The organism is Syntrophomonas curvata (assembly GCF_052976825.1).
The window spans coordinates 2380038-2401288 of the sequence record NZ_CM129641.1 but is presented as its reverse complement, the minus strand read 5'-3'; the positions used below and the strand labels follow the sequence as shown (position 1 = coordinate 2401288).

General features: G+C 49.4%; 20 protein-coding genes and 1 tRNA gene. 12 read left to right on the top strand and 9 right to left on the bottom strand.

Annotated elements, in window-relative coordinates; genetic code table 11:
- Nucleotides 1–1257 (top strand): YqaA family protein, encoded by a 1257-nt coding sequence (locus tag ACU70B_RS10845; protein ID WP_447183556.1) that lies wholly within the window; start codon nt 1–3, stop codon nt 1255–1257.
- Between the two features lie 60 nt (nt 1258–1317).
- On the opposite strand, the gene ACU70B_RS10840 is transcribed toward ACU70B_RS10845, so the two are convergent.
- From ACU70B_RS10840 to ACU70B_RS10830, 3 genes are all read right to left on the bottom strand, one after another.
- On the bottom strand, nt 1318–3087 hold the full coding sequence (locus tag ACU70B_RS10840) for a methyl-accepting chemotaxis protein (protein ID WP_447183555.1): 1770 nt from the start codon (nt 3085–3087) through the stop codon (nt 1318–1320).
- Between the two features lie 308 nt (nt 3088–3395).
- Nucleotides 3396–4430 (bottom strand): PLP-dependent cysteine synthase family protein, encoded by a 1035-nt coding sequence (locus ACU70B_RS10835; protein WP_447183554.1) that lies wholly within the window; start codon nt 4428–4430, stop codon nt 3396–3398.
- Between the two features lie 61 nt (nt 4431–4491).
- Complete coding sequence (locus ACU70B_RS10830) at nt 4492–5112, bottom strand: hypothetical protein (RefSeq protein WP_447183553.1); 621 nt, start codon at nt 5110–5112, stop codon at nt 4492–4494.
- A 202-nt stretch (nt 5113–5314) separates the two neighbouring features.
- Between ACU70B_RS10830 and nadD the strand changes: the two genes are divergently transcribed.
- Genes nadD through rsfS form a run of 3 tightly spaced genes read left to right on the top strand, consistent with a single transcriptional unit; the run spans nt 5315 to nt 6913 of the window.
- A complete protein-coding gene (gene nadD / locus ACU70B_RS10825) occupies nt 5315–5944 on the top strand; it encodes a nicotinate-nucleotide adenylyltransferase (RefSeq protein ID WP_447183552.1) in 630 nt (209 codons plus the stop codon).
- Nucleotides 5941–6525: a bis(5'-nucleosyl)-tetraphosphatase (symmetrical) YqeK gene (gene yqeK / locus ACU70B_RS10820; RefSeq protein ID WP_447183551.1), complete on the top strand. Its 585-nt coding sequence runs from the start codon at nt 5941–5943 to the stop codon at nt 6523–6525. Before nadD ends, yqeK begins: the two co-directional genes overlap by 4 nt.
- 31 nt (nt 6526–6556) lie before the next feature.
- Nucleotides 6557–6913: a ribosome silencing factor gene (gene rsfS / locus ACU70B_RS10815; protein WP_447183550.1), complete on the top strand. Its 357-nt coding sequence runs from the start codon at nt 6557–6559 to the stop codon at nt 6911–6913.
- Here the strand turns inward: rsfS and ACU70B_RS10810 are convergent.
- The 5 genes from ACU70B_RS10810 to ACU70B_RS10790 all read right to left on the bottom strand — a co-directional run bounded on the left by ACU70B_RS10810 (nt 6908) and on the right by ACU70B_RS10790 (nt 12570).
- Nucleotides 6908–7429 carry a methylated-DNA--[protein]-cysteine S-methyltransferase gene (locus ACU70B_RS10810; RefSeq protein ID WP_447183549.1) on the bottom strand — a complete coding sequence of 174 codons (522 nt, stop codon included), beginning with the start codon at nt 7427–7429 and terminating at the stop codon, nt 6908–6910. The two genes, rsfS and ACU70B_RS10810, sit on opposite strands and share 6 nt — an antisense overlap.
- 10 nt (nt 7430–7439) lie before the next feature.
- Complete coding sequence (gene leuS / locus ACU70B_RS10805; protein WP_447183548.1) at nt 7440–9917, bottom strand: leucine--tRNA ligase; 2478 nt, start codon at nt 9915–9917, stop codon at nt 7440–7442.
- A 104-nt stretch (nt 9918–10021) separates the two neighbouring features.
- Nucleotides 10022–10097: transfer RNA gene (locus ACU70B_RS10800), tRNA-Ala, on the bottom strand.
- 214 nt (nt 10098–10311) lie between these two features.
- The gene (locus tag ACU70B_RS10795; RefSeq protein WP_447183547.1) at nt 10312–11505 is read right to left on the bottom strand and encodes a DUF2225 domain-containing protein; all 1194 of its coding nucleotides are present in this window, start codon (nt 11503–11505) and stop codon (nt 10312–10314) included.
- A gap of 165 nt (nt 11506–11670) precedes the next feature.
- Nucleotides 11671–12570, bottom strand: a complete 900-nt coding sequence (locus ACU70B_RS10790; protein WP_447183546.1) for a DUF6385 domain-containing protein — start codon at nt 12568–12570, stop codon at nt 11671–11673.
- A 205-nt stretch (nt 12571–12775) separates the two neighbouring features.
- Between ACU70B_RS10790 and ACU70B_RS10785 the strand changes: the two genes are divergently transcribed.
- Both ACU70B_RS10785 and ACU70B_RS10780 read left to right on the top strand, forming a co-directional pair.
- Complete coding sequence (locus ACU70B_RS10785; protein WP_447183545.1) at nt 12776–13786, top strand: NAD-dependent 4,6-dehydratase LegB; 1011 nt, start codon at nt 12776–12778, stop codon at nt 13784–13786.
- Complete coding sequence (locus ACU70B_RS10780) at nt 13783–14949, top strand: LegC family aminotransferase (RefSeq protein ID WP_447183544.1); 1167 nt, start codon at nt 13783–13785, stop codon at nt 14947–14949. Before ACU70B_RS10785 ends, ACU70B_RS10780 begins: the two co-directional genes overlap by 4 nt.
- A 149-nt stretch (nt 14950–15098) precedes the next feature.
- Here the strand turns inward: ACU70B_RS10780 and ACU70B_RS10775 are convergent, their stop codons facing one another.
- Entirely contained in the window at nt 15099–15329 is a 231-nt protein-coding gene (locus ACU70B_RS10775) for a hypothetical protein (protein WP_447183543.1), read from the bottom strand.
- Here ACU70B_RS10775 and ACU70B_RS10770 point away from each other — a divergent pair.
- From ACU70B_RS10770 to ACU70B_RS10745, 6 genes are all read left to right on the top strand, one after another.
- Nucleotides 15222–16124 carry an N-acetylneuraminate synthase family protein gene (locus ACU70B_RS10770; RefSeq protein ID WP_447185756.1) on the top strand — a complete coding sequence of 301 codons (903 nt, stop codon included), beginning with the start codon at nt 15222–15224 and terminating at the stop codon, nt 16122–16124. The two genes, ACU70B_RS10775 and ACU70B_RS10770, sit on opposite strands and share 108 nt — an antisense overlap.
- Nucleotides 16121–17290 carry a UDP-N-acetylglucosamine 2-epimerase gene (gene neuC, locus ACU70B_RS10765; RefSeq protein ID WP_447183542.1) on the top strand — a complete coding sequence of 390 codons (1170 nt, stop codon included), beginning with the start codon at nt 16121–16123 and terminating at the stop codon, nt 17288–17290. The genes ACU70B_RS10770 and neuC overlap by 4 nt, the downstream gene beginning before the upstream one ends.
- An 18-nt stretch (nt 17291–17308) precedes the next feature.
- Nucleotides 17309–17857 carry a GNAT family N-acetyltransferase gene (locus ACU70B_RS10760; protein WP_447183541.1) on the top strand — a complete coding sequence of 183 codons (549 nt, stop codon included), beginning with the start codon at nt 17309–17311 and terminating at the stop codon, nt 17855–17857.
- A 75-nt stretch (nt 17858–17932) separates the two neighbouring features.
- Nucleotides 17933–19000: a hypothetical protein gene (locus ACU70B_RS10755; RefSeq protein WP_447183540.1), complete on the top strand. Its 1068-nt coding sequence runs from the start codon at nt 17933–17935 to the stop codon at nt 18998–19000.
- A gap of 43 nt (nt 19001–19043) precedes the next feature.
- Nucleotides 19044–20039, top strand: a complete 996-nt coding sequence (locus ACU70B_RS10750) for a GNAT family N-acetyltransferase (protein ID WP_447183539.1) — start codon at nt 19044–19046, stop codon at nt 20037–20039.
- A gap of 151 nt (nt 20040–20190) precedes the next feature.
- Nucleotides 20191–21240, top strand: a complete 1050-nt coding sequence (locus ACU70B_RS10745) for a nucleotidyltransferase family protein (protein ID WP_447183538.1) — start codon at nt 20191–20193, stop codon at nt 21238–21240.
- Nucleotides 21241–21251: the final 11 nt, after the last annotated feature.

The following is a 21251-nucleotide window of genomic DNA, read 5'->3' as shown; positions in this document are numbered from 1 at the left end:
TTGCTGGGACATATGCTGGCTCTTTTTGAAGCTTACGGCCTGTGGGGATTACTGGTGCTGGCATTTGCCGAGTCGTCCTTTTTCCCCATTCCGCCAGACCTGTTATTAATTCCGTTATGTCTGTCCAGCCCGACCAAAGCCATGGTTTATGCTTTGCTCTGTACTCTGGCATCCGTTGCCGGCGGCTACCTGGGTTACGTACTGGGCAAGGTCATCGGGCAGCCTTTACTGTACCGCTTTGCTTCGGCCCGGACGGTAGAAAAAGTAGAATCCATGTTTGCCCGCTATGGGGCCTGGGCCATGTTTCTGGCCGGACTTACTCCGATTCCCTATAAGGTATTCACTATATCCGCAGGCATATTTGCCATGAGGGTCCCTCCCTTTATACTGGCCTCCCTGTTGGGACGGGGACTGAGATTCTTTACCGAAGCCATTCTGATCATGGCCATCGGCGAACAGGCGGTCAACTTTATAGGCAACAATTTTGAATGGCTGACACTGCTTATGGCCCTGCTGGCCATAGGCTGTTATATGCTTTACAAGAGAGGAAAATTTCTGGGACACTTGCTGGATAGAGGGAACGCAGCTGTGGTGGCTCCACTGCGTGAAAGGCTGGCAAAGATTAATGACACCGCCTACAAGACGGTGGGGGAATGGATGGCGGCGCTGGGCAGCGGCGCTTTCTTGACTTTCTTTCTGGCGGATATTATTGAGGATACCCTGGCTCAGGAACTGCACCGCAGCGATGTACTGGCAACCGATATTTTTAAGCCCTACCTGGGAGAAGGCTGGCTTTTACTGGACAAGTTGTTTAATGAGTGGACCCTGTTGCTGCTGATAGTATTACTTGTCTGCATCTGGTTGCGACAGGGGGCTTACCGGCGGATAAGGTTCCTGTTTATCTCCTTGCTGGGTTCCGGTGCAGTTTTATGGAGTTTCAGCCGGTTGTTGGCTCATAGTTACCTGCTGAGCACAGGTGCTGTTTATACTATCGGACCCCTGCATTATTTCATTATTGATAATCTGTGGGCCTCGCTGGCTATTGTTTTCTTTGCCGGGGAAAGGCCCTTGATGGGTGGGAGGATAAGAAGCCTGCTGGTGGGGGGAGCACTGCTTCTATTGCTGGCTGCCGGCCGAATTGCTGCCGGATTTAGGGTCTCGGAAATTTTAATCAGTTATGCTACGGCTGGGTTATGGGCGGTGGTAATGTGGATAATATTTCTGCAAAAGGCTTCCCGCCGGGAAAAAACAATATAGAAATGACTAAGCCCCGCTTGTACGGTATGGTAGCGGGGCTTGTAAGTCAGATTAAAACAATTAGGCCTGGTTAATTTTAAATCTCTCTACCATTTCCTGCAAACGTCCTGCCATCTCAGCCAGATGGGCTGAAGTCTCGCTGACCTCAATCATAGCCTGGCTGTTTTTCTCGGTTCCCCGGGCAACTTCCTGGGCGCCGGTACTGCTTTGTGCTATGGTAGCCGCTACCGATTCTATGGCCCGATTGATTTCATTATAGGCATTGACTACATTATTCGTTAATTCGCCTACTTTCCCCGTGGCTTGTTCAAACTGGTCGGCATCATCGGCGTATTGTCGACCGATTTGATTCATATTCTCTAATTCTTTAAGTGCAATATCGTCAATAAACTTGAGCAGCTTATTGGAGCTTTCCACCAGATTGGCAATAGCGGTTTGAACCTGACCGGTAAGCTTGTGAATACTGGAGACGGTCGAAGCAGACTGTTCAGCCAGATTTCTCACCTCTTCCGCTACTACGGCAAAACCTCTGCCCTGCTCACCGGCGCGGGCGGCTTCAATAGCTGCATTGAGGGCCAGCAGATTGGTCTGGTCGGCGATACCTCCGATATTGGCAGCCAGGCTGGATATTTGGTCTACAACCCGGGCTTCCTCTATTGCTGCCAGCAGTTTGGCTTCGATGTTTTCATATACACTATGCGCAGATGCTGTTGACTGCTGAGCGTTCTGCTGAATCTCCAAAGCTCTTTGCTCGATATCCTTGGCCTGGTTATTGCTGTAAATCATTTCCCGGTCCACTTCCTCGAGAGCCGCACCGATTTCCTGTCCCGATGCATTCATCTGTTCAGTGGCAGCAGATACTTCTTCCAGTCCGGCGGCAACTTCTTCCGTAGCGGCTGACGCTTCCTGGGTCGTAGTTACAACATCTTCGGCAATCAAGGAGAGATGCTGGCTGCTGTCATTTACTTCACGGGCAGTCACTAAAATATTTCCCAGCAGGGCCGATATGTTGCGAACCATCTCATCCAGTCCTTGCGCCATTATTCCGACTTCATCCCGGCGTTTAATGAGGTCTGCCGATACATTCCTGGTAAAGTCGCCTTGCGACATCTCTTTCATATGGAGTGCTGCAGCTGATAGGGGGGTGGCAATATTTTTAGCCAGAAAGACGGCGACCCCGATTGCTAATATTGCTGCTACCAGTGTTAATACAATGATGTTTCTGGTAGCCCGCGAATATACCGACTGAGCTTCTTTGACCAGTCTCTGGGCTTCTTGCTCGTTATACTCTTCAAGTTTGTGGGTTGTGGTTACAATGATATTTTTATCGACTATTCCTTCTACCAGGGCTTCGGCAGAATTATGCTGGTCGTCATCAATCAGCATGATATAATTGGATACATATTTGGAGTAAGTATCGACTCCCTGTTTTAATCGGTGGATTTCCTCTTTTTCATTATCCGTGATGGGAAAGGTATCAAATTCATCCAGTATAGATTTTACCTTTATTAGGTTTTTACTAATATCTGCCTTGATGGCTTTCTTTTTTTCATCACTGGTGACTATACCGTACTTGAGAGCTTCGTCGCCGACCAGGTTTATGGCTGCATTTAGACTGGCAAGGTGCTGAGCCGGTATGACAACCCGGGCATGCATTTCTTCCGTCCCTTGCTGCACTTCTTGTATATCCCGCCAGTTTGTAAAACCAACAATGGCTATGAGTACAGCAAGGGCTAGGAAACCTGTAAAAAGTTTAGTCATCGTCTTGGTGTTGTTTAGGCTTATATTGGGTTTATGTAGCTTGATTCCTGGTTTGATGTTTAGTTTCACTATTACTTTTCCCCCTTGCAAATTGACTGCTTATAGCTTGATTAAGATATCCTCCCTTCAGCAGAATCACTATAATCCGACTTGTTTTTACAATAATAGAGATTATAATTCCCATTATCCAATTGATACCACATATCATAGAACTATTCAAATTGAAAGACAACTGAATAATTCGGTTCTTAGATGTATATTTGGCGCTCCTGGCTTAATTCAGAGTAATCCATACCACAATTCGATAATTTATTAAAAATGAAAAAGGATCGGGAAAATCCGATCCTTCTGTTTCAATCTTCTGCCTTTGTTCTCAATTATTCTATTACTTCTAATTGATAGGAGGCCAGCTTATCCAGATCCTGTTGGCTCAGGGCATAATCCCGCTCCAGCAATTGCCGTTTAACTTCCGAACCGCAGAGTTCGGAGGAGAGATAGCGCAGTCCGTTATCATTTATTATAGTAACGATGCATTTTAAATCCGGGTATTTTTGCGCTACTTTGCGGGCCGCGGCTACATTGCAGCCTGACGAGGTGCCGCAGAATATGCCCTCTTTCCTGGCTACTTCCCGGGCCGTTTCCATGGCCTCGTCGGAACTTACCAGGACAACGCCGTCTACGTATTGCAGGTCCAGTATTTCAGGAATGAGGCCGTCGGCTATGCCCTGCACCTTATGCTGGCCGATACGTCCATAAGCCAGTATCGGTGATTCTGCCGGTTCGGATATGAACACCTTGATACCAGGTTTCTTTTCCTTGAAAAACTTGGCGTTACCAGTAACCGTACCCCCGGTACCCTGGCACATTATAAAGGCATCTACCTTGCCCCCGGTCTGCTCCCAGATTTCCGGGGCGGTATTTTCCATATGAGCCTTAAGGTTATCCTGTCGGCAGAACTGGCCGATTTCAAAGACCTGGTCACCATACTGCTGTTTAATCTTCTCCACCTCTACCAGCACCAGGTCAACATCAGTTTCGGCTCCGGGGGTAAGCACCAGTTCGGCGCCATAAGCCTGAATGGTTTTCTTCCTCTCTTCGGTCATTCCCTGAGGCATGACAATTATCACCCGGTAGCCTTTGGCCGCTCCGACCATGGCCGTAGCTATTCCGGTGTTGCCGGTGGTTCCTTCCAGAAGAATCATTCCCGGCTTAAGTTCACCCCGCTGTTCGGCCATTTCCACAATTTTATGAACCACCCGGTCTTTTAAACTCCCGCTGGGGTTGGCGTATTCAAGCTTGGTGCAAATGTCGGCGTTAAGATCGGCTGCTATCCGATTCAGCCGTATCAAAGGCGTTCTGCCGATGGAGCCAAGCACGCTGTCCAGTATGCCTTTGTTAGCGTCCCAGTTCATTCAAAATACCTCCCGCTGTTAATAAAAATATCTGATACTGTTTCTGATTTCTAATTATAGCCTATAAAGGCCAATCTCTACCATAATTTATCGCCCTTTTGACGGATACCGTTTCCTTAGCAGGCAGCTGGCTGAAAAATTCCGGTATTACGGCAGTTTGCAGTTCAAATAGTGCCTGCAGTTCATTCCAAAACTGCCCCCGCTTTTCCTCATTCCTGAGTGTCAGGCCCTTTTCCTGCAGCAAGGCGGCAATACGGTTGTTCAGTTCAATTTCGTAGTCGGTAAGCCGGGCAAAAAAATCCTTCCAGGGGCGCAGTTTAGGTTCCTTCTCCCAGGCAATACCGGGACAGACGAAGTGCCGGCACACTGACTCGCGCAGATTCTGGTCGAGCAGACAGCCGCCGTCTTTACGGTGAAAATGACAGCGATAGCTGTCGCCGTCAATACTGTTGTTAACCGTTACCGAGGCATCCAAAACGGTGATGTTGTCTATACTGAATATATAGTCTATCAGTTCTGGTCTATGCTTCAGCAGATAAACCAGGTCACTGGCATAGAATACCGGTGAGTAAAAACCGCAGCAGCCCTTATCGTCCTGCCGGGGGCATTCACGGCAGAGATCCACCTCGATATAGCTGCGCAAGCCTTGATTATGAAAGACGATTTTTATATCCTTATGCATGCTTTAACCTCGTAAGCGGTGATATTATCATTATAGATGTTTTCTTTATACCGGCAAAGTATAAAGGGCTTGACTGCTGGTACGTTGCGTTCTTACCCCGGTACAGGTATTATTTATAGGTAGAGAATTACAATGCTCTGGATTTATCCTTATTCATCCGGGCAGCCGCATCTATTTTATTTCTCAACCGGGCAGGTGACATATGCAAAGATTTAATTCCCTGGGTATTATGGGCGGGACTTTTGACCCCGTACATTATGGGCATCTGATAGCCGCCGAATATGCCCGCCATGAGTTTAAGCTGGAACAGGTTGTCTTCATGCCTGCTGCTCGTCCGCCCCATAAGGAGATGGAGCAGGTACTGGACAGCAATCACCGCTATGAGATGGTAAGAAGAGCCGTTAAGGGCAATCCGGCCTTCGCCATATCGGATTTGGAGATGAAGAGAACGGGGAATTCCTACACCATTGATACCATCCGCCATTTCCTAGAAGAGTGCCCGGGGAGAGCTGTCTTTTTTATTATGGGAGCCGACTCGCTGCTGACCATGACGACCTGGAAAGATTATCAGAATCTGGCTCGGTTATGCCAATTTGTGGTGGTTACCCGGCCCGGCTATGTGATTAGCGAAAGCGAACCGGTTCTCAAGCAGCTGCCATCAGTGCTATGGGAGAATGTGCATTTTCTGCCTATCCCGGCACTGGATATTTCCTCCAGCGACATCAGGGAAAGGGTGGCCGCCGGCCGGCCCATTAAGTATCTCCTGCCGGACGATGTGGAACAATACATTGCGGAAACAGGTCTGTACCGAGGCCAGGAAGGACTGACATGATGTTGAGTGAACAGGAAGCATTGGCTGTTATCAGTACCCGATTGTCCTCCCGGCGTTACAACCATTCCCTGCAGGTGGCCCAAGTGGCCCGGGAGATGGCCGGGCATTACGGAATTGACCCGGACAAAGCTTATCTTACCGGGCTATTGCATGATTATGCCAAGGGTATGGCTGCGTCCGAGCTCCTGGATATTGCCATCACCAACCATCTGCTGGAGGATGAGGCGGACAGCCTGGTTCCTGACCTGCTGCATGCTCCGGTAGGCGCTTTTTTATTGCGGTCGGAACTGGCAGTTGATGACGAAGAAGTGCTGCAGGCGGTAAAAAAACATACCCTGGGAGCTCTTAACATGAGTGACTTGGACAAGATAATCTATCTGGCCGACATGATAGAGCCGGGGCGGGATTTCCCGGGGCTGGAGCGTCTGACGTGCCTGGCCTGGCGCAATCTTGACGAGGGGATGCTGTTTGGTCTAGAATCTACAATAAAATACTGCCTGGATGAGCACAGGATTCTGCACCCTTTGACGGTCAAAGTGAGAAATCATTTTTTAGAAGAAGTTAGGTTTATCCATTGCTAGGTATCTATTAACATTTCTAGGAGGGCTATAGTTGGTAGAAGAGGAAAAATTGGCGCAAATGATTGCTGATGCCTGTCTGGAAGAAAAGGCCTTCGACGTTCTTATTCTTGACGTAAGGGAACTTACGGTCATAGCTGATTACTTTGTCCTGGCCAGCGGCCGCAATCCTATACAGGTGAAGAGCATAGTCGAGAACGTGGAAAAAGAGCTGCTGGAAGAGGATGTCAGACTATTGCGGCGGGAAGGGCAGCAGCAAGGGCTGTGGGCAGTTCTGGACTATAATGCCGTACTGCTGCATGTTTTTCGCCAGCAGGAAAGAGAACATTACAACCTGGAAAACCTCTGGGCAGATGCCCGCCAGGTGCCGGTGGAGAACAGGTTCCTATAAAACACCTTTTCCCGCCAGGTTTTTGCGCTCCCACTGCAGCATGTTGAGTTTGGTTTGCACGCCGCCGGAGGAGGTGAAGCCGCCGGGACCATTGCTGGCCACCACCCGGTGGCAGGGGACGATCAGGGGCAGGGGATTGCGCTTCATAACCTGGCCTACCGCTCTGGCCGCTCGAGGTTGCCCTGCCGCCCGGGCCACTTCGGCATAGGTCATGGTTTGCCCGTAGGGTATGGTGCGAACCAGTTCCATTATCCTGCGGCTAAACCGGGGAAAGGCATCAAGTTTGAGTTCCGCTTCCCAGTCCTCAATTACCGCACCTTCATAATAGGCTCTGAATTTATTTATTACCCTCCGCGAGTTGTCGTGCATTGCAATCAGCCGGGCTGTGTGCCCGGTTGATCCTATATATCGACCTAAACTGGTCAGGGGGATAGGCAGAACGGAAGCGCTTATAACTTCTTTTTCGCCTAAGACAGCGGCCCATCCCCGGGCGGTAAGGAATATATGCCAATACATGCCTGATACCTCATTTGACAACGATATTAACCAATTTTTCAGGAACTACTATTATTTTTACAATTTTCTTGTCTCTGGTCAATTGGCTGATTTTATCGCTTTCCAGGGCGATTTGGCGCAGCTTTTCTTCCGCGAGGCCGGCTGGGACCGTAATCCGGTCTCTTACCTTGCCGGAGACCTGCACCACGATTTCCACTTCATCCTGGAGCAGAGCAGCAGGGTCATAAACCGGCCACGGCTGTATGCAGATACTTCCCTCGTTGCCGGACAGCTGCCACAGCTCTTCGCAAATATGCGGCGAAAAGGGGCTGAGCAACAGCAGCAGGGAATTTATCGCCTCTTTGACTACCGGAAGGTCCTGTTCCTCATTATCGCTGTAACTGCTCAGGGCATTGGAAAGCTCCATGATAGCGCTTATGGCAGTATTGAAATTAAAGCGCCCCCCGATATCTTCACTTACTTTTTTGATGCTGGCATGGGTTCTAAAGCGCAGCTTGCGAGCTTCGTTATCGAGTTCGGCAAAAACTGCCGGAATATTCACCTCACCAACGATATCCGCATAGGCAGTGACCAAACGCCATACCCGGTTCAGGAAGCGATAGCATCCCTCCACCCCTTGATCGCTCCACTCCAGGTCTCTTTCCGGGGGAGAGGCGAAAAGGATGAAGAGGCGGGCGGTGTCAGCCCCGTAGGTATTTATGATATCCTCCGGGCTCACCACATTGCCTTTGGATTTGGACATCTTGGATCCGTCCTTCAGAACCATTCCCTGGGTCAGCAGATTGGTGAAGGGCTCCTCACAGGGAAGCATGTTTATGTCATAGAGAAACTTGGTAAAGAAGCGGGCATACATCAGGTGCAGGATAGCGTGTTCCACCCCCCCGATGTACTGGTCTACCGGCATCCAGTAATCTGCGGCCTCCCGGCGGAAAGGGGTTTCGCTTTCCTGCGGGCTGCAGTAGCGGTCGAAATACCAGGACGAACAGACAAAGGTGTCCATGGTGTCAGTTTCCCGCCGGGCCTCTTTCCCGCAACAGGGGCAACTGGTTTTATAGAAACTTTCCACATAGCTTAAAGGAGATTCCCCATAAGGTTTAAACTCCACATCCTCCGGCAGCATTACCGGAAGTTCTTTTTCAGGTACCGGAACCATGCCGCAGTCCTCGCAATAGACGATGGGAATAGGCGCCCCCCAGTAGCGCTGTCTGGATATGAGCCAATCGCGCAGGCGGAAATTGATAGTCCCCTTTCCGATACCGTGTTCTTCCATATAGGCAATAATCTGTTTCTGGCCTTCCGCAACCTCAAGCCCGTTAAAATCACCCGAGTTGACCATCACCCCGTCGCCGGCATAGGCCTCTGCCATTTCTTCTCCCCGGGCGGGAGAATCAGCGCTTTTAATAACAACCCGAATGGGGATGTTATATTTGCGGGCGAAATCAAAGTCACGCTGGTCATGGGCCGGAACCGCCATAATGGCTCCGGTACCGTAGTCCATCAAGACATAATTGGCAATCCAGACGGGGACCCTTTCTCCACTCATGGGATTGATAGCATAGGCTCCGGTAAATACCCCTTCTTTTTCGGCATCGCTGGCAGTGCGGGCCATATCGCTGGTCGCTTTCATTTTCTTGATGAAAGCTTGAACCTGTGTTTTCTGGGGCTTACCGGCAGCAAGCTTTTCCACCAGCGGATGTTCCGGCGCCAGAACCATGTAGGTAACTCCAAAAACCGTGTCCGGACGGGTGGTAAATACGCTTAAAGCTTCTTTACTGCCTTCTATGGCCAGTGAAAACTGACAGCCCTCGCTGCGGCCTATCCAGTTGCGCTGCATGGTTTTAACCTTTTCCGGCCAGCCCGGCAGTTTGTCCAGGTCGTCCAGCAGACGCTGGGCATAGGCGGTAGTCTTGAAAAACCATTGTTCCAGCTGCTTCTTCTCCACCATGCTCTCACAGCGCTCGCAGCAGCCTTCCACCACTTGTTCGTTGGCCAGAACCGTCTGGCAGGAAGGACACCAGTTGACGGCTGATTTTTTCTTGTAGGCCAGGTTGTTTTCGAAAAGCTTGAGGAACATCCATTGGGTAAATTTATAGTAATCGGGTTTGCAGGTAGTCAATTCCCGATCCCAGTCATAGCTGATGCCCATGGTCTTAAGCTGGCTTTTCATATTTTCAATATTGGCGTAGGTCCAGCGGGCGGGGTGAACCGCGTTACGGATAGCAGCGTTTTCAGCCGGCAGGCCGAACGCGTCCCAACCCATCGGATGCAGTACGTTATAGCCGTTCATGCTCTTAAAGCGGGCTACCACATCACCGATGGCGTAATTGCGGACGTGGCCCATGTGCAGATGCCCGGAGGGATAAGGGAACATCTCCAGGTTGTAGTATTTGGGTTTGCTTTCATCCTCGTATACCTTGAAATAATGGTTCTCTTCCCAGATTTTTTGCCATTTGGCTTCAATGGTTCGAAAATCATAGCGCCTGTCCATAAACTTCCTCCTTATATAAAGCAGAAAAATAAAAAACCCCCATCCCGGAAAGGGACGAGAGCTTAACTATCCCGTGGTACCACCCTTATTGACAGATATAATAATGGTGGAGCTAGTGGGATTCGAACCCACGACCTCTTGAATGCCATTCAAGCGCGCTCCCAACTGCGCCATAGCCCCACATATCTGTCCACTCGGAAACGATAACGGATTTACCGCTGCAGGCTACGTATCACCTGCAAGGCTCCCCGGCGAGTTCAACTGACTCTTGCCATCTTGCACCAACCGACGGCTCTCTGTAACATGTCGGTTTACTACTCCGGTTCCCGGCCTGTCGCTATTCAATTAGCACATTAGCAATTATAAGGGAATAATGATGCAAAGTCAATAAAAACTAAGCGTTTTCCTGCTCACTTAAAGCGGTCCGCAATTCCTGGATCCTGTCTTCGGCTTGGCGGTTGAGATTGTTATTGCCGCCTTTGCGCACTATACTGTTGCGAAAATGTTTAAGGGCTTCTTCCTTTTGCCCCAGCCGCAGGCTTAATTCACCCAGCAGCAGGGTCAGGCGCTGATCCTGTTCCACAGAGGTATCACGCCGGGTATTGAAATAGGATTCACTGTAGGCCTCCAGCGCTTGCCGGCTGGTGAAGGTGCACATCTCATCATCCTCGACGTCGCTGTACAGCCAGGAAAGACGCAGCCAGATCTTGGCCGCTTTGCCGGGATCGACCTTTCCAACCTGCAGGGTCTGTAAAATCATATAGTAGGAAGTGAAAACCTCATCTATCTTACGGGGGGAACTGAAGTTCACTGCTAGCTTGGCCTTGAGTTCCTGGCCCTGCTCCATTATCTTCTTTTTCAAGGCGTCGCTTACCTGTTTGAATTCAAAGTTAAAATTGGCGTAGTAGCAATGGGGGCATATCCAGGCCGCATACCATAAGGGCTCAAAGTCATAGAAACGCTGGCGCAGATCGCTGTCGATCTTATCCAGCCTCAGTTTGGAGGAGCGTACCATTTTTACCGGAAACTTATTCTCGCAAACCGGGCACAGGGTTTCACTGTCGAAAAGGTAAGCGTTGTGGGCCTCCGGCGCGGTTGCCGGATAGGATTTATGACCCGGGGGATAAATGGCGCTGTTAAGCGGCAAGGGCGCAGAACTCCCGGCAGCATTACCACCAGCATCGTTTTCCTCCGGTTTAGGTCCCCGTTTGAGAAAACTGAGCTCCTCATTCTGCTGGCGCAGGCGGTTGCTCATGCCTTTCATGATTCGGAAGGCCAGGCTGGGCTGCTGGGCTATTACCTGCTCAAAGTTGCTTTCGTCTATTACCAGGCAAACCGTATCCTCCAATGCCGTAATAGTTGCGCTGCGCGGCATGCCTTCCAGCAGTGACATTTCGCCGAAGAAGTCGCCGTCTTTTAAAACAGCCACCTGTAAAGGAGAGCCGTCAAGGGAGTTAATAAATACCCCCACGGTCCCTTTCAAAATAATGAACATCTCGTGGCCCGGATCGCCAAAATGGAAAAATATCTCATCCGCACCGTATTTACGGACCCCGGCCAGGCGGGCCAAAGCGGCAATATCAACCATACTGTTCCTCCTTTGTTTTCACTTACTCTCTTTTCTCTATGTTGCCGGAATTGTCCTGCTGCTTTTTCTTATGAGCAAGAAAAATACCGAGGCGGCAGGTAAATCAGTATTGGTTTTCTGATTTACCATAGGTGACACGGGAGGAACAATGTTAAAATAAACATTTTAGCCCTGACCCTGGAAGAAAATACGCAGGTTAGTGCTGACGTTAGTTTCAGCCCTGTATACAACCCTGATGTAGCGCAGAAAAGTACTGGCGACCAAGACTTTGCTTTGGCCGGCTTTGATACGGCTGTTATCATTGGGTTCGTTTATCCAATGAACAGCATCCGGACTTATCTGTAAATAAACTACCGCGTTGTGCTCACCCAAATTTATAACACAGTGGGAATAGGTAGCAAGGTTTATGACATCTTGAACGGTTGAATTACCCAAAATGGGCTTGGCAATAACATCTTCAGAGATATCCTTGCTTGATTTGGCTGTCTCGATTTTTCCCTGCATCAGTACTGGTTCAAGGATGCGCTTAATGCTTTCCACTGAGTTAATGTTCAATCTGCCCCGAGCATCGGCATTAAACTTATCTGCCGGAAAAACGCGTGAAAATTCCACATCTTCAATCCAGATGGCGCCTGGTTCCTTAAGGCCGATTTCGATATAAGCATAGTCAACCCCGGAGTTGATAGTTACGGTACTATAATAATACTCATTTTCAGGATCGATGCTGAAATCCAGAGTGGTCTGCAGGAGGCGGGAAGAAGCGGAGACAAAATGAACGATAACAGTTGTATTTAGTTTTTCGTTTGACCTGCATATCATCCCTATCTTCCAGACTTGTGCCTCATAAACGGGAATGCTGAAAAGACGCTGCTGGCATATGCTGGTCATTAGCCGTGTCCTGTTTTTAATCCTAATACTGGCTATATCGTTATTATTCCAGTCAATACTGTTGGTTTTCCCGCTCTTGTATTTCTGCCAGCCCATGGGAAAGTTTCCCGATGGGCCGGGAAGGCGAAAATCGTGGTTGAAAACGTAATTCTGTTGGTATTCATGATTTGTATGCACTTTCTCCAGATCCCCTTTTCCCAGTTGCCGTTATAGTATCTATCCTTATAAATTATATAAACATACTGCCCCATTCAGAATTAACGTCTGCAATACCCTTGTGCAAAAACAGGTTAATTACCAGCGCTTTCACCATTACTTTAATATAAACATATACTTTTAGTAGTATTGCTATGATAAATTTAGCCTGGCTGGAGGTTGAAAATTGGATTTAGCCAAGAAAAGAATCCTGGTTACCGGTGCCGACGGATTCATAGGCTCTCATCTCAGTGAGGAACTGGTTAAATTAGGGTATGGCGTGCGTGCCCTGGTATATTATAATTCGCATAATTCCTGGGGGTGGTTGGATCATGTATCGCGGGATATACAGGATAATCTGGAGATATGCGCGGGAGATATCCGGGACCCGCATGGAGTTGATTTAGCCATGCAGGGCTGCGAGGTGGTATTCCATCTTGCCGCTCTGGTAGGTATCCCCTATTCTTATTATTCTCCTGACACTTATGTGGATACCAACATCAAGGGCAGCCTGAACATTTTTCAGGCTGCCCGCCGCCTCGATGTGGAAAAAGTCATTCACACCTCCACCAGTGAAGTATACGGTACAGCCCGGTTTGTCCCTATTAATGAAGAACACCCGGTGCAGGGCCAGTCGCCCTATTCAGCCACCAAGATTGCCGCCGATCAGATGGCTCTGGCTTTTTATAATTCTTTTCTTACCCCGATTGCCATTATTCGTCCTTTCAACACCTATGGCCCCCGCCAGTCCGCCCGTGCCGTTATCCCCACGATAATCAGCCAGATAGCCAGCGGCCGCCGAACAATAAAACTGGGTAGTATTCATCCGACCCGGGATTTTAACTATATAAAAGATACGGTGCGGGGATTCATTGCGGTGGCTGGATCAGATGCTTCGGTCGGTGAAGTAGTCAACATAGGCAGTAATTATGAAATATCCATCGCTGACCTGGTTGCGGTTATAGCAGAAATAATGCGGGCAAAAGTAGAAATACAGACCGAAGAGGTGCGCCTGCGTCCGGAAAAAAGCGAGGTGGAACGCTTATGGGCGGACCATTGCAAGGCGCAGAGACTTCTGGGCTGGGAACCTGAATATGCCGGGCGCGAGGGTTTAAAACGCGGTTTGACCGAGACCATTAAATGGTTCTGTGCGGCCGAAAATCTAAAAAGATATAGGCCCAACATTTATAATCTATGAAAAAAGAATTCAGTCTCAATGCAATTATTGGAGCCCTGCGCGGTGTCTTGCCACCTAACCGGGATTTCATTCCCCTGCATGAACCTTGCTTTTACGGCAATGAATGGAATTATGTTAAGGAATGCCTGGACAGCGGCTGGGTGTCTTCGGCAGGCAATTATGTCGGCCGCTTTGAACAACTATTGGCTGATTATACCGGGATAAAACATGCGGTAGCGGTAGTAAACGGCACCGCAGCTTTGCATATAGGTCTGCAATTGGCAGGGGTAACGGCCGGTGACGAGGTTTTGATTCCGGCATTGACTTTTGTGGCCACAGCCAATGCGGTAAGTTACGGTGGAGCTATACCCCATTTTGCAGACAGTGCCGAAAGCACCCTGGGATTGGACCCGGGCAAGCTGGACAGCTACTTGCAGGAAGTTGCCCGGGTCAACCTGCAAGGTTGCTTTAATCAAAAAAGCGGCCGCCGTATCAAAGCGGCGGTACCCATGCATACCTTCGGGCATCCGGTGGATATGGAGCCTCTGGTCGAGGTATGCCGTAAATACCGGTTGGAACTTATTGAAGATGCCGCCGAGTCTCTGGGGTCCTTTTATCAGGGCTGCCACACCGGGAGCTGGGGGCGGGTATCCATTCTCAGCTTTAACGGCAATAAAATTGTTACTACCGGCGGCGGAGGGGCCATAATGACCAATGATAAATGCCTGGCCGGTCAGGCCAGGCATTTAACCACTCAAGCCAAGCTGCCCCACCGGTGGTCATTTAACCATGACAGGCTGGGTTATAACTATAGAATGCCCAATATCAACGCGGCCCTGGGTTGTGCGCAAATGGAGCAGCTGCCGGAATTCGTTCGGAAAAAAAGAGCCCTGGCGGCAAGATACCGGGAGGCACTGGCTGCAATTGAAGGAGCGGAGGTTTTCATGGAAAGCAGTCAGGCCCGCAGCAATTACTGGCTGAATGTTCTCTTGCTGAATAAGAACTATTCTGACCAGCGCGATAACCTGCTGGCCTTGAGCAACAGCCAGGGCATTATGACCCGCCCGGCCTGGACTTTAATGCCTGAGCTGCCTATTTACCGCAACTGCCCCCGTATGGATTTAAAGACCGCAGCGGATCTGGAAAAAAGGATTGTAAACCTGCCCAGCAGTGCATATTTATAATTAAACCTTGATGCCGCTGTAAAAACCTTATTTGACTAGGGAATATACGGTCAAAAGATGATATGGGAATTTTTATTTTTGATTATGGCGGAAATATTCCGGATTTCTTCAATGGGAGTTGAGCAGTCATACGTGAAATTGAAATTGGGTCACGAATAATCGGGGAAAATCATCCGTGCTATATTATTGCCGAAGCCGGTGTCAACCATGACGGCAGTCTGGACCAGGCCCTGAAACTGGTCGACGCTGCTTACGGCGCCGGGGCTGATGCCATTAAATTTCAACTTTACCGGCCTGATGAACAGGTTTCTTATCTCGCCCCGACTGCCGGTTACCAGTATAGGGCTACCGGTGCCGGAAATATGCTTGAGATGGGGCAAAGCTATTACCTGCCCTGGGAAAAACATGGCCTTATTGCCCAATATTGTAATAAGGTCGGTATTACCTACATAGCCTCCTGTTTTGAACCCCTGGCGGTAGAGTATTCGCTTAAGATAGGGGGGCCATGCATTAAAATTGGATCCGGTGAAATAAGCAACTATCCGCTATTGGCCTCCTGCGCCCGCAGCGGTTTGCCGATATTGTTGAGTACGGGTATGTGCACCCTTCAAGATGTGGCAGGAAGTGTCGAGCATATTCGCCAACATGGTAATAGCCCTCTGGTTTTGTTTCAATGTGTATCCAATTATCCGGCTGACCCGTCCGCCGTCAATTTACGCGCTATGCGGAACATGGCTGAAGCGCTGGGGACCCTGGCAGGCTACAGTGACCATACCCTGGGAATGGTGGCCGCAATAGCTGCTGTTGCCCTGGGAGCCCGTATGATTGAAAAACATTTTACCCTGGATAAAAAGCTGCCTGGTCCTGACCATGCGATGTCCATGGATCCAGTAGAATTTACCGGCTTTATTAAAACAATCCGGGCGGCTGAAGCGGCCCTGGGTGATGGGGTCAAACGTCCCCATCCGGACGAGGCTGAAATCAGGATGCTTGCGCGCCGTAGTCTGGTCTCAAGCCGGGTTATTGAGGCGGGTGAACGGCTGGATGATGATAATGTCACCCTTAAGCGTCCGGCTACCGGTATCGACCCCCGCTTATGGGAAAGCGTACGGGGGCGAACCACGAAACAGTCTATTCCTGACGACGTGCCCATAACCTGGGAGATGCTGGAATGAGGCGGATTTTATTTATAAGCGGTTCCAGAGCTGATTACGGCCCTGCGCGACGGGTATTGCAGGCCATCCAGGCTGCTCCGGATCTTACCCTCAGTATTTTGGTAACCGGCATGCATTTGGATATTACTCATGGTGAAACCTGGCGGGAAATAGCTGCGGACGGCTTTACTATTGCCGAACGGGTTTTTGGGCGTATCAGCGGCGATGATCTGTCAGCCATGGCAGCATCGCTGGGATTGTACCTGCTGGGGATAAGCCAGGCGGTTGCATCCATTAAACCGGACATCGTCCTGGTTCTGGGCGATAGGGGCGAACAACTGGCCGGGGCGATGGCGGCAGCTTGCCAGAATATTACGGTGGTACATTTATGCGGCGGCAGTGTTTCCGGTTCTATCGATGATTCCATTCGCCATGCCGTCACCAAGTTTGCCCATTTTCATTTACCCGCCACAGAAGAACATGCCCGGCGAATTATCCGGATGGGTGAAGACCCTGCCCGGGTGCGGGTGGTAGGATTGCCCGGGGCCGATATCCGTCCTGATGTGATCTATTCGCGGGAAAAGATATGTGAGGATTTGGGTTTGCCTGTGGAGCAACCGTATCTGTTGGTGGTTCAGCATGCCGTTAGCCACACCCAGGAGCAAGCCGGTTATCAGATCGTGGAAACCCTGGAAGCGGTAGCTTCGCTGCCTTATCCGGCGTTGTTAGCGAACCCGAATGATGATGCCGGGAGCCGGGTCATTCTGGCCACCATGAAGGAATATGCCAGGCGCCATCCTCATCTTCACCTTCTCCCGCCGTCAGGCAGCCGCGAGCGTTTTGCCAGCATTATGGCTCATGCGGAAGCCATGATCGGCAACTCCAGCTCAGGCATAGTTGAGGCTATGAGTGTGGGCCTGCCGGTTATCAATATCGGTGACAGACAACAGGGGCGGGAGACCTTGGCGTGCCTGCTGAATACCGATTATGACCGGGAACAAATCAAACAGGCCATCCGTAACGCCATCTTTGACAGGGATTACCGCCAGCGGTTGAGTGAATTCAAAAGTCCCATGAGCCGGGCTGATACCGAACAGAAAGTGGTGGATTTTCTCGGTAATATAGATTTAAGGGTAGCCGACAGGGCTAAAACCTTTTGGGATGCGGAGTTTATTGCAGATGCCTGACTCAGGAGGAGATATTTTATGAACATAAAAGGCAAACGGGTCACATTGCGGGCTATAGAACGGGAAGACCTGTCCCGTCTCCATTACTGGAGCAACGACCCGGAAATACAGACCGGGCTGGGTGGGTGGCACTTACCCAGCTCCAGTTGGCAAATGGAAAGGTGGTGGCAGAAATTACAGTCGGACCAGTTGAATCAGCGTTTTGCCATCGATACCCCTGAGCATGGATTGATTGGCATGGCTAATTTAGTCGCCATTAACTGGAAGGACCGCAATGCTTTTCACGGCCTGTTTATCGGGGACGAATTTCTGCGGGGTCAGGGGTATGGTTCGGATACAGTCATGGCTGTCATGCGTTATAGTTTTGAAGAATTGGGCTTGGAACGCCTGGATACTACCGTTATCGAATATAACCAGGCCTCCCTGGGGATGTATACGGGCAAATGCGGGTGGAAGCAGGAAGGCAGGAAGAGAAACTGCTATTACCGTCAGGGACGCTACTGGGATCAGATTATTATCGGCATCAATCGTGATGAATACTATCTACTGCTCAACCAAGATAATTAAGGCCTATTGGTTATGGAAAGCTTACGGGGTGGACGTATTGGTTATTCCCGTAATTAAGGGGGGGAAGCGCTTATAATGCCTATGGGCGGAGAATTGGGCCTGGGTGTAGATATTTTCCTAAAGCCGTTGGTTAATGACCGGTTTATGCCTTATAACAAAAAACATCATGTGCTGGTTGACACCGGCCGTTCAGCCCTGTATTTAGCGCTATTGGGAATTATTCAGCAGGGGGGGGCCAAAGAAGCCTGGCTGCCGCGTTATTGCTGTGATTCCATAGTTCTGCCTTTTTATCAGCTGGGATTCGCCATCCATTACTATTCCATGGGTGGCAACCTCCGAAAACCGGCAATGTTGCCTTACCGGATAAATAAAGGGACATTTTTATTTATCAATTATTTCGGTAAAAAAAACGGGCCCATAATCAAGTGGTTGACGGAACAATCACGATATGAAGATTCTTTTTTTATTATTGAGGATAACGTCCAGGCTTCGCTGAGTACTAATCTGGGGCAGTGGGGCGATTTCATAATCAACAGTTATCGTAAATTTCTTCCTCAGCCCGACGGCGCCCTCCTGGCTTATGACCAACCGATAAACTTCAAGCTCGGCCAGCCGGATGAAACATTTATATCGGCCAAACTGTCGGCCAAGTTGATCAGAGAAAATAGGGGGAGTCCGGAGTCTTTTTTAGAGTTGCTGGAGCAAGCGGAAAATACCATTGATTACCGCGTAGAGCCGCGGGCCATGTCCTTTCTGTCCAGATTCATTGGGGCGAGAACTGATATAAGTGAAATTTCCGGAATTCGCCGCCGCAATTGGATTTATCTGCAGGGTTTATTAGCATCCCGAAAAGTGCTCACCGGTAATATCACAGCCTTATTTGATGAGTTGGAAGACGGGGAAGTACCGCTGGGCTTTCCCATAAAAACCAATCCCGAACATCGCCATAGATTAAGGAGATTCCTGAGCCGGCATAGTATTTATTGTCCCGTTCACTGGCCCCTATCCGTTAATAATGAAGAATCGGCATTTAAGGATGATCTGTGCCTTAGCCGGTCAATACTTACCCTGCCCCTGGACCAGAGGATAAATGAAGCGGATCTGAACTATCTGGTAGATAAACTGGCCTTTTTTTATGGCTGAACCCGTATGGCCGGATTAAATTCTTAACGGGAGGTATTAACCCATGCCGATTCAATATGACCGGGCCCTGGAGGTCTTTAAGCGCTTCCCGGGCCATATTACCGCTCCCGGTCTCCATCCTGACTATGTTATGGCCGATGCCAAAAGAAACGATTTTTTAACCCCGGTTTTTTTTGTATTTGAAGCAGGTGGAGATTATTATTACCATGGCTTTCATAAAACTCCTGTAGAGGGAACAGAACTGTTTGATATTCAGTCTCCCTATGGTTATGGAGGCCCAATCGCAAGTACTGACAATAAAAGATTTCTGGCTCGCGCCTGGTCGGAATTCTCTGCATGGAGCGCAGACCAAAATATCCTGCTGGAGTTTGTCCGTTTTCATCCTTTACTCAATAACTGGCGTTATTTTAACGGCGAAATAATTGATAACCGCCCGACAGTCTGGGTTGACCTGCAGGTTAACGACCCGGTATCGCTCTACCGCTCCCGGGTCAGGACCACGATTCGCAAAGCCTTAAAAAATGGCCTGCAGGTTGAATGGTGTGACAGCCGGTATTTTTTACAGGTATTTCCCCCGCTCTATATGGCGGCGATGAATGCATTAGGAGCGAAGCCCTATTACCTTTTCCCGCGGGCTTATTTTGAAGAGATGCTGGTCGGGGATCAGGCCTGCCTCGCCATTTGCAGGCTGAATGACGAAGTCCTGGCGGCGGCTGTTTTTCTTGCCGGAGCTTATATTATGGAATACCATCTGTCAGCCTCCACAGCCCAAGGTAAATCATTGGGGGCCGGCAGTCTGATATTACATGAGGCCGTTTCCCTTGGTCAGCAACTTGGCTGCCAGGTATTGCATCTGGGCGGAGGTACCGACAGCAGTCCGGATAACGCCCTGTTATTTTTTAAAGCCGGGTTCTCCCAAGTCAGGGCCCGATTTAAAATTGGTAAGAAAATATACCGGAAAGAGCAATATGAACAGATGCGGAACGAATACCGGCTCACCTGCGGGGAAACCCCGCACCGGGTAATATTCTACCGGTAACTGGTTTTGCTGGAGTGAACGACCGATTGTGACCAGGCCAGGTCCGGGCAGGTCAACTTATACTGCGCGCCAGGAATTGGAGCCCAGGCACTGCCAGCCGGACTTTAGCATATTATGCAGTAATCATAGATCTATTTATATGGAGCGCTTAATGGAACAGTGGAAAAAGTGCATTATTTATCCGGACCGGACCATTTTGGAGGCTATCCAGATAATCGATAAATCAGGTCTGAAAATTGCCCTGGTAATAAATGAAAATAATTATCTGCTGGGAACAGTAACCGACGGAGATATTCGCCGCAGTATCCTGAAAGGTTTCAGCCTGGATAACCCGGTCAGACTTACCATGAACACCAGGCCCCGGTTTATCAGGGTGGATGATGACCGTGAAAAAGCCTTGACCATTATGAAAAATACCACCCTGCATCATATACCGGTTCTTGATTATGATGGTTCTTTGGTGGGGCTGGAATTAATTGATGATTTGGTTAACCAAGGCATCCGCGATAACTGGGTGCTGCTGATGGCCGGTGGTTCAGGTACCCGTTTGCGGCCCCTGACTGAAGCTTGCCCCAAGCCTCTTCTCCATGTTGGCGGCAAACCGGTTCTGGAAACCATTTTAGAAAATTTTATGGAACAGGGATTCAAACATTTTTATATATCAGTAAACTACCGGGCGGATATGATCATGCAGTATTTTGGTGACGGTTCGCGTTGGGGAGTGGAAATCAGTTTTCTGCATGAAGATAAATACCTGGGAACTGCCGGTGCTATAGGGCTGCTTCCCCGTAAACCGGATGAGCCGGTTTTATTGATGAATGGCGATATCCTGACCAAGGTGGATTTCCGCCATCTCCTGGATTTTCAAGACAGTCAGAATGCAGTCGCTACTATGTGTGTACGGAACTATTCCCTGCAAATACCTTATGGGGTAGTCACGGTCAATAAACAGCGGCTGAACAGCATAGAAGAGAAACCGGTGCAGCGCTTTTTTATTAATGCCGGATTATATGTATTGCATCCGTCCCTCCTGAAATATGTTCCGGCCCAATCATATTTGGATATACCGGACCTGTTCCGCAGACTGCTGGCTGAGCGCAAAGAAATAGCTGTTTTCCCTATAAGGGAATACTGGATAGATATTGGCCGGATTAATGATTATAAACGAGCCAACATGGAGTATGCCGAGGTATTTGGTTAAGCGCTGGGGGT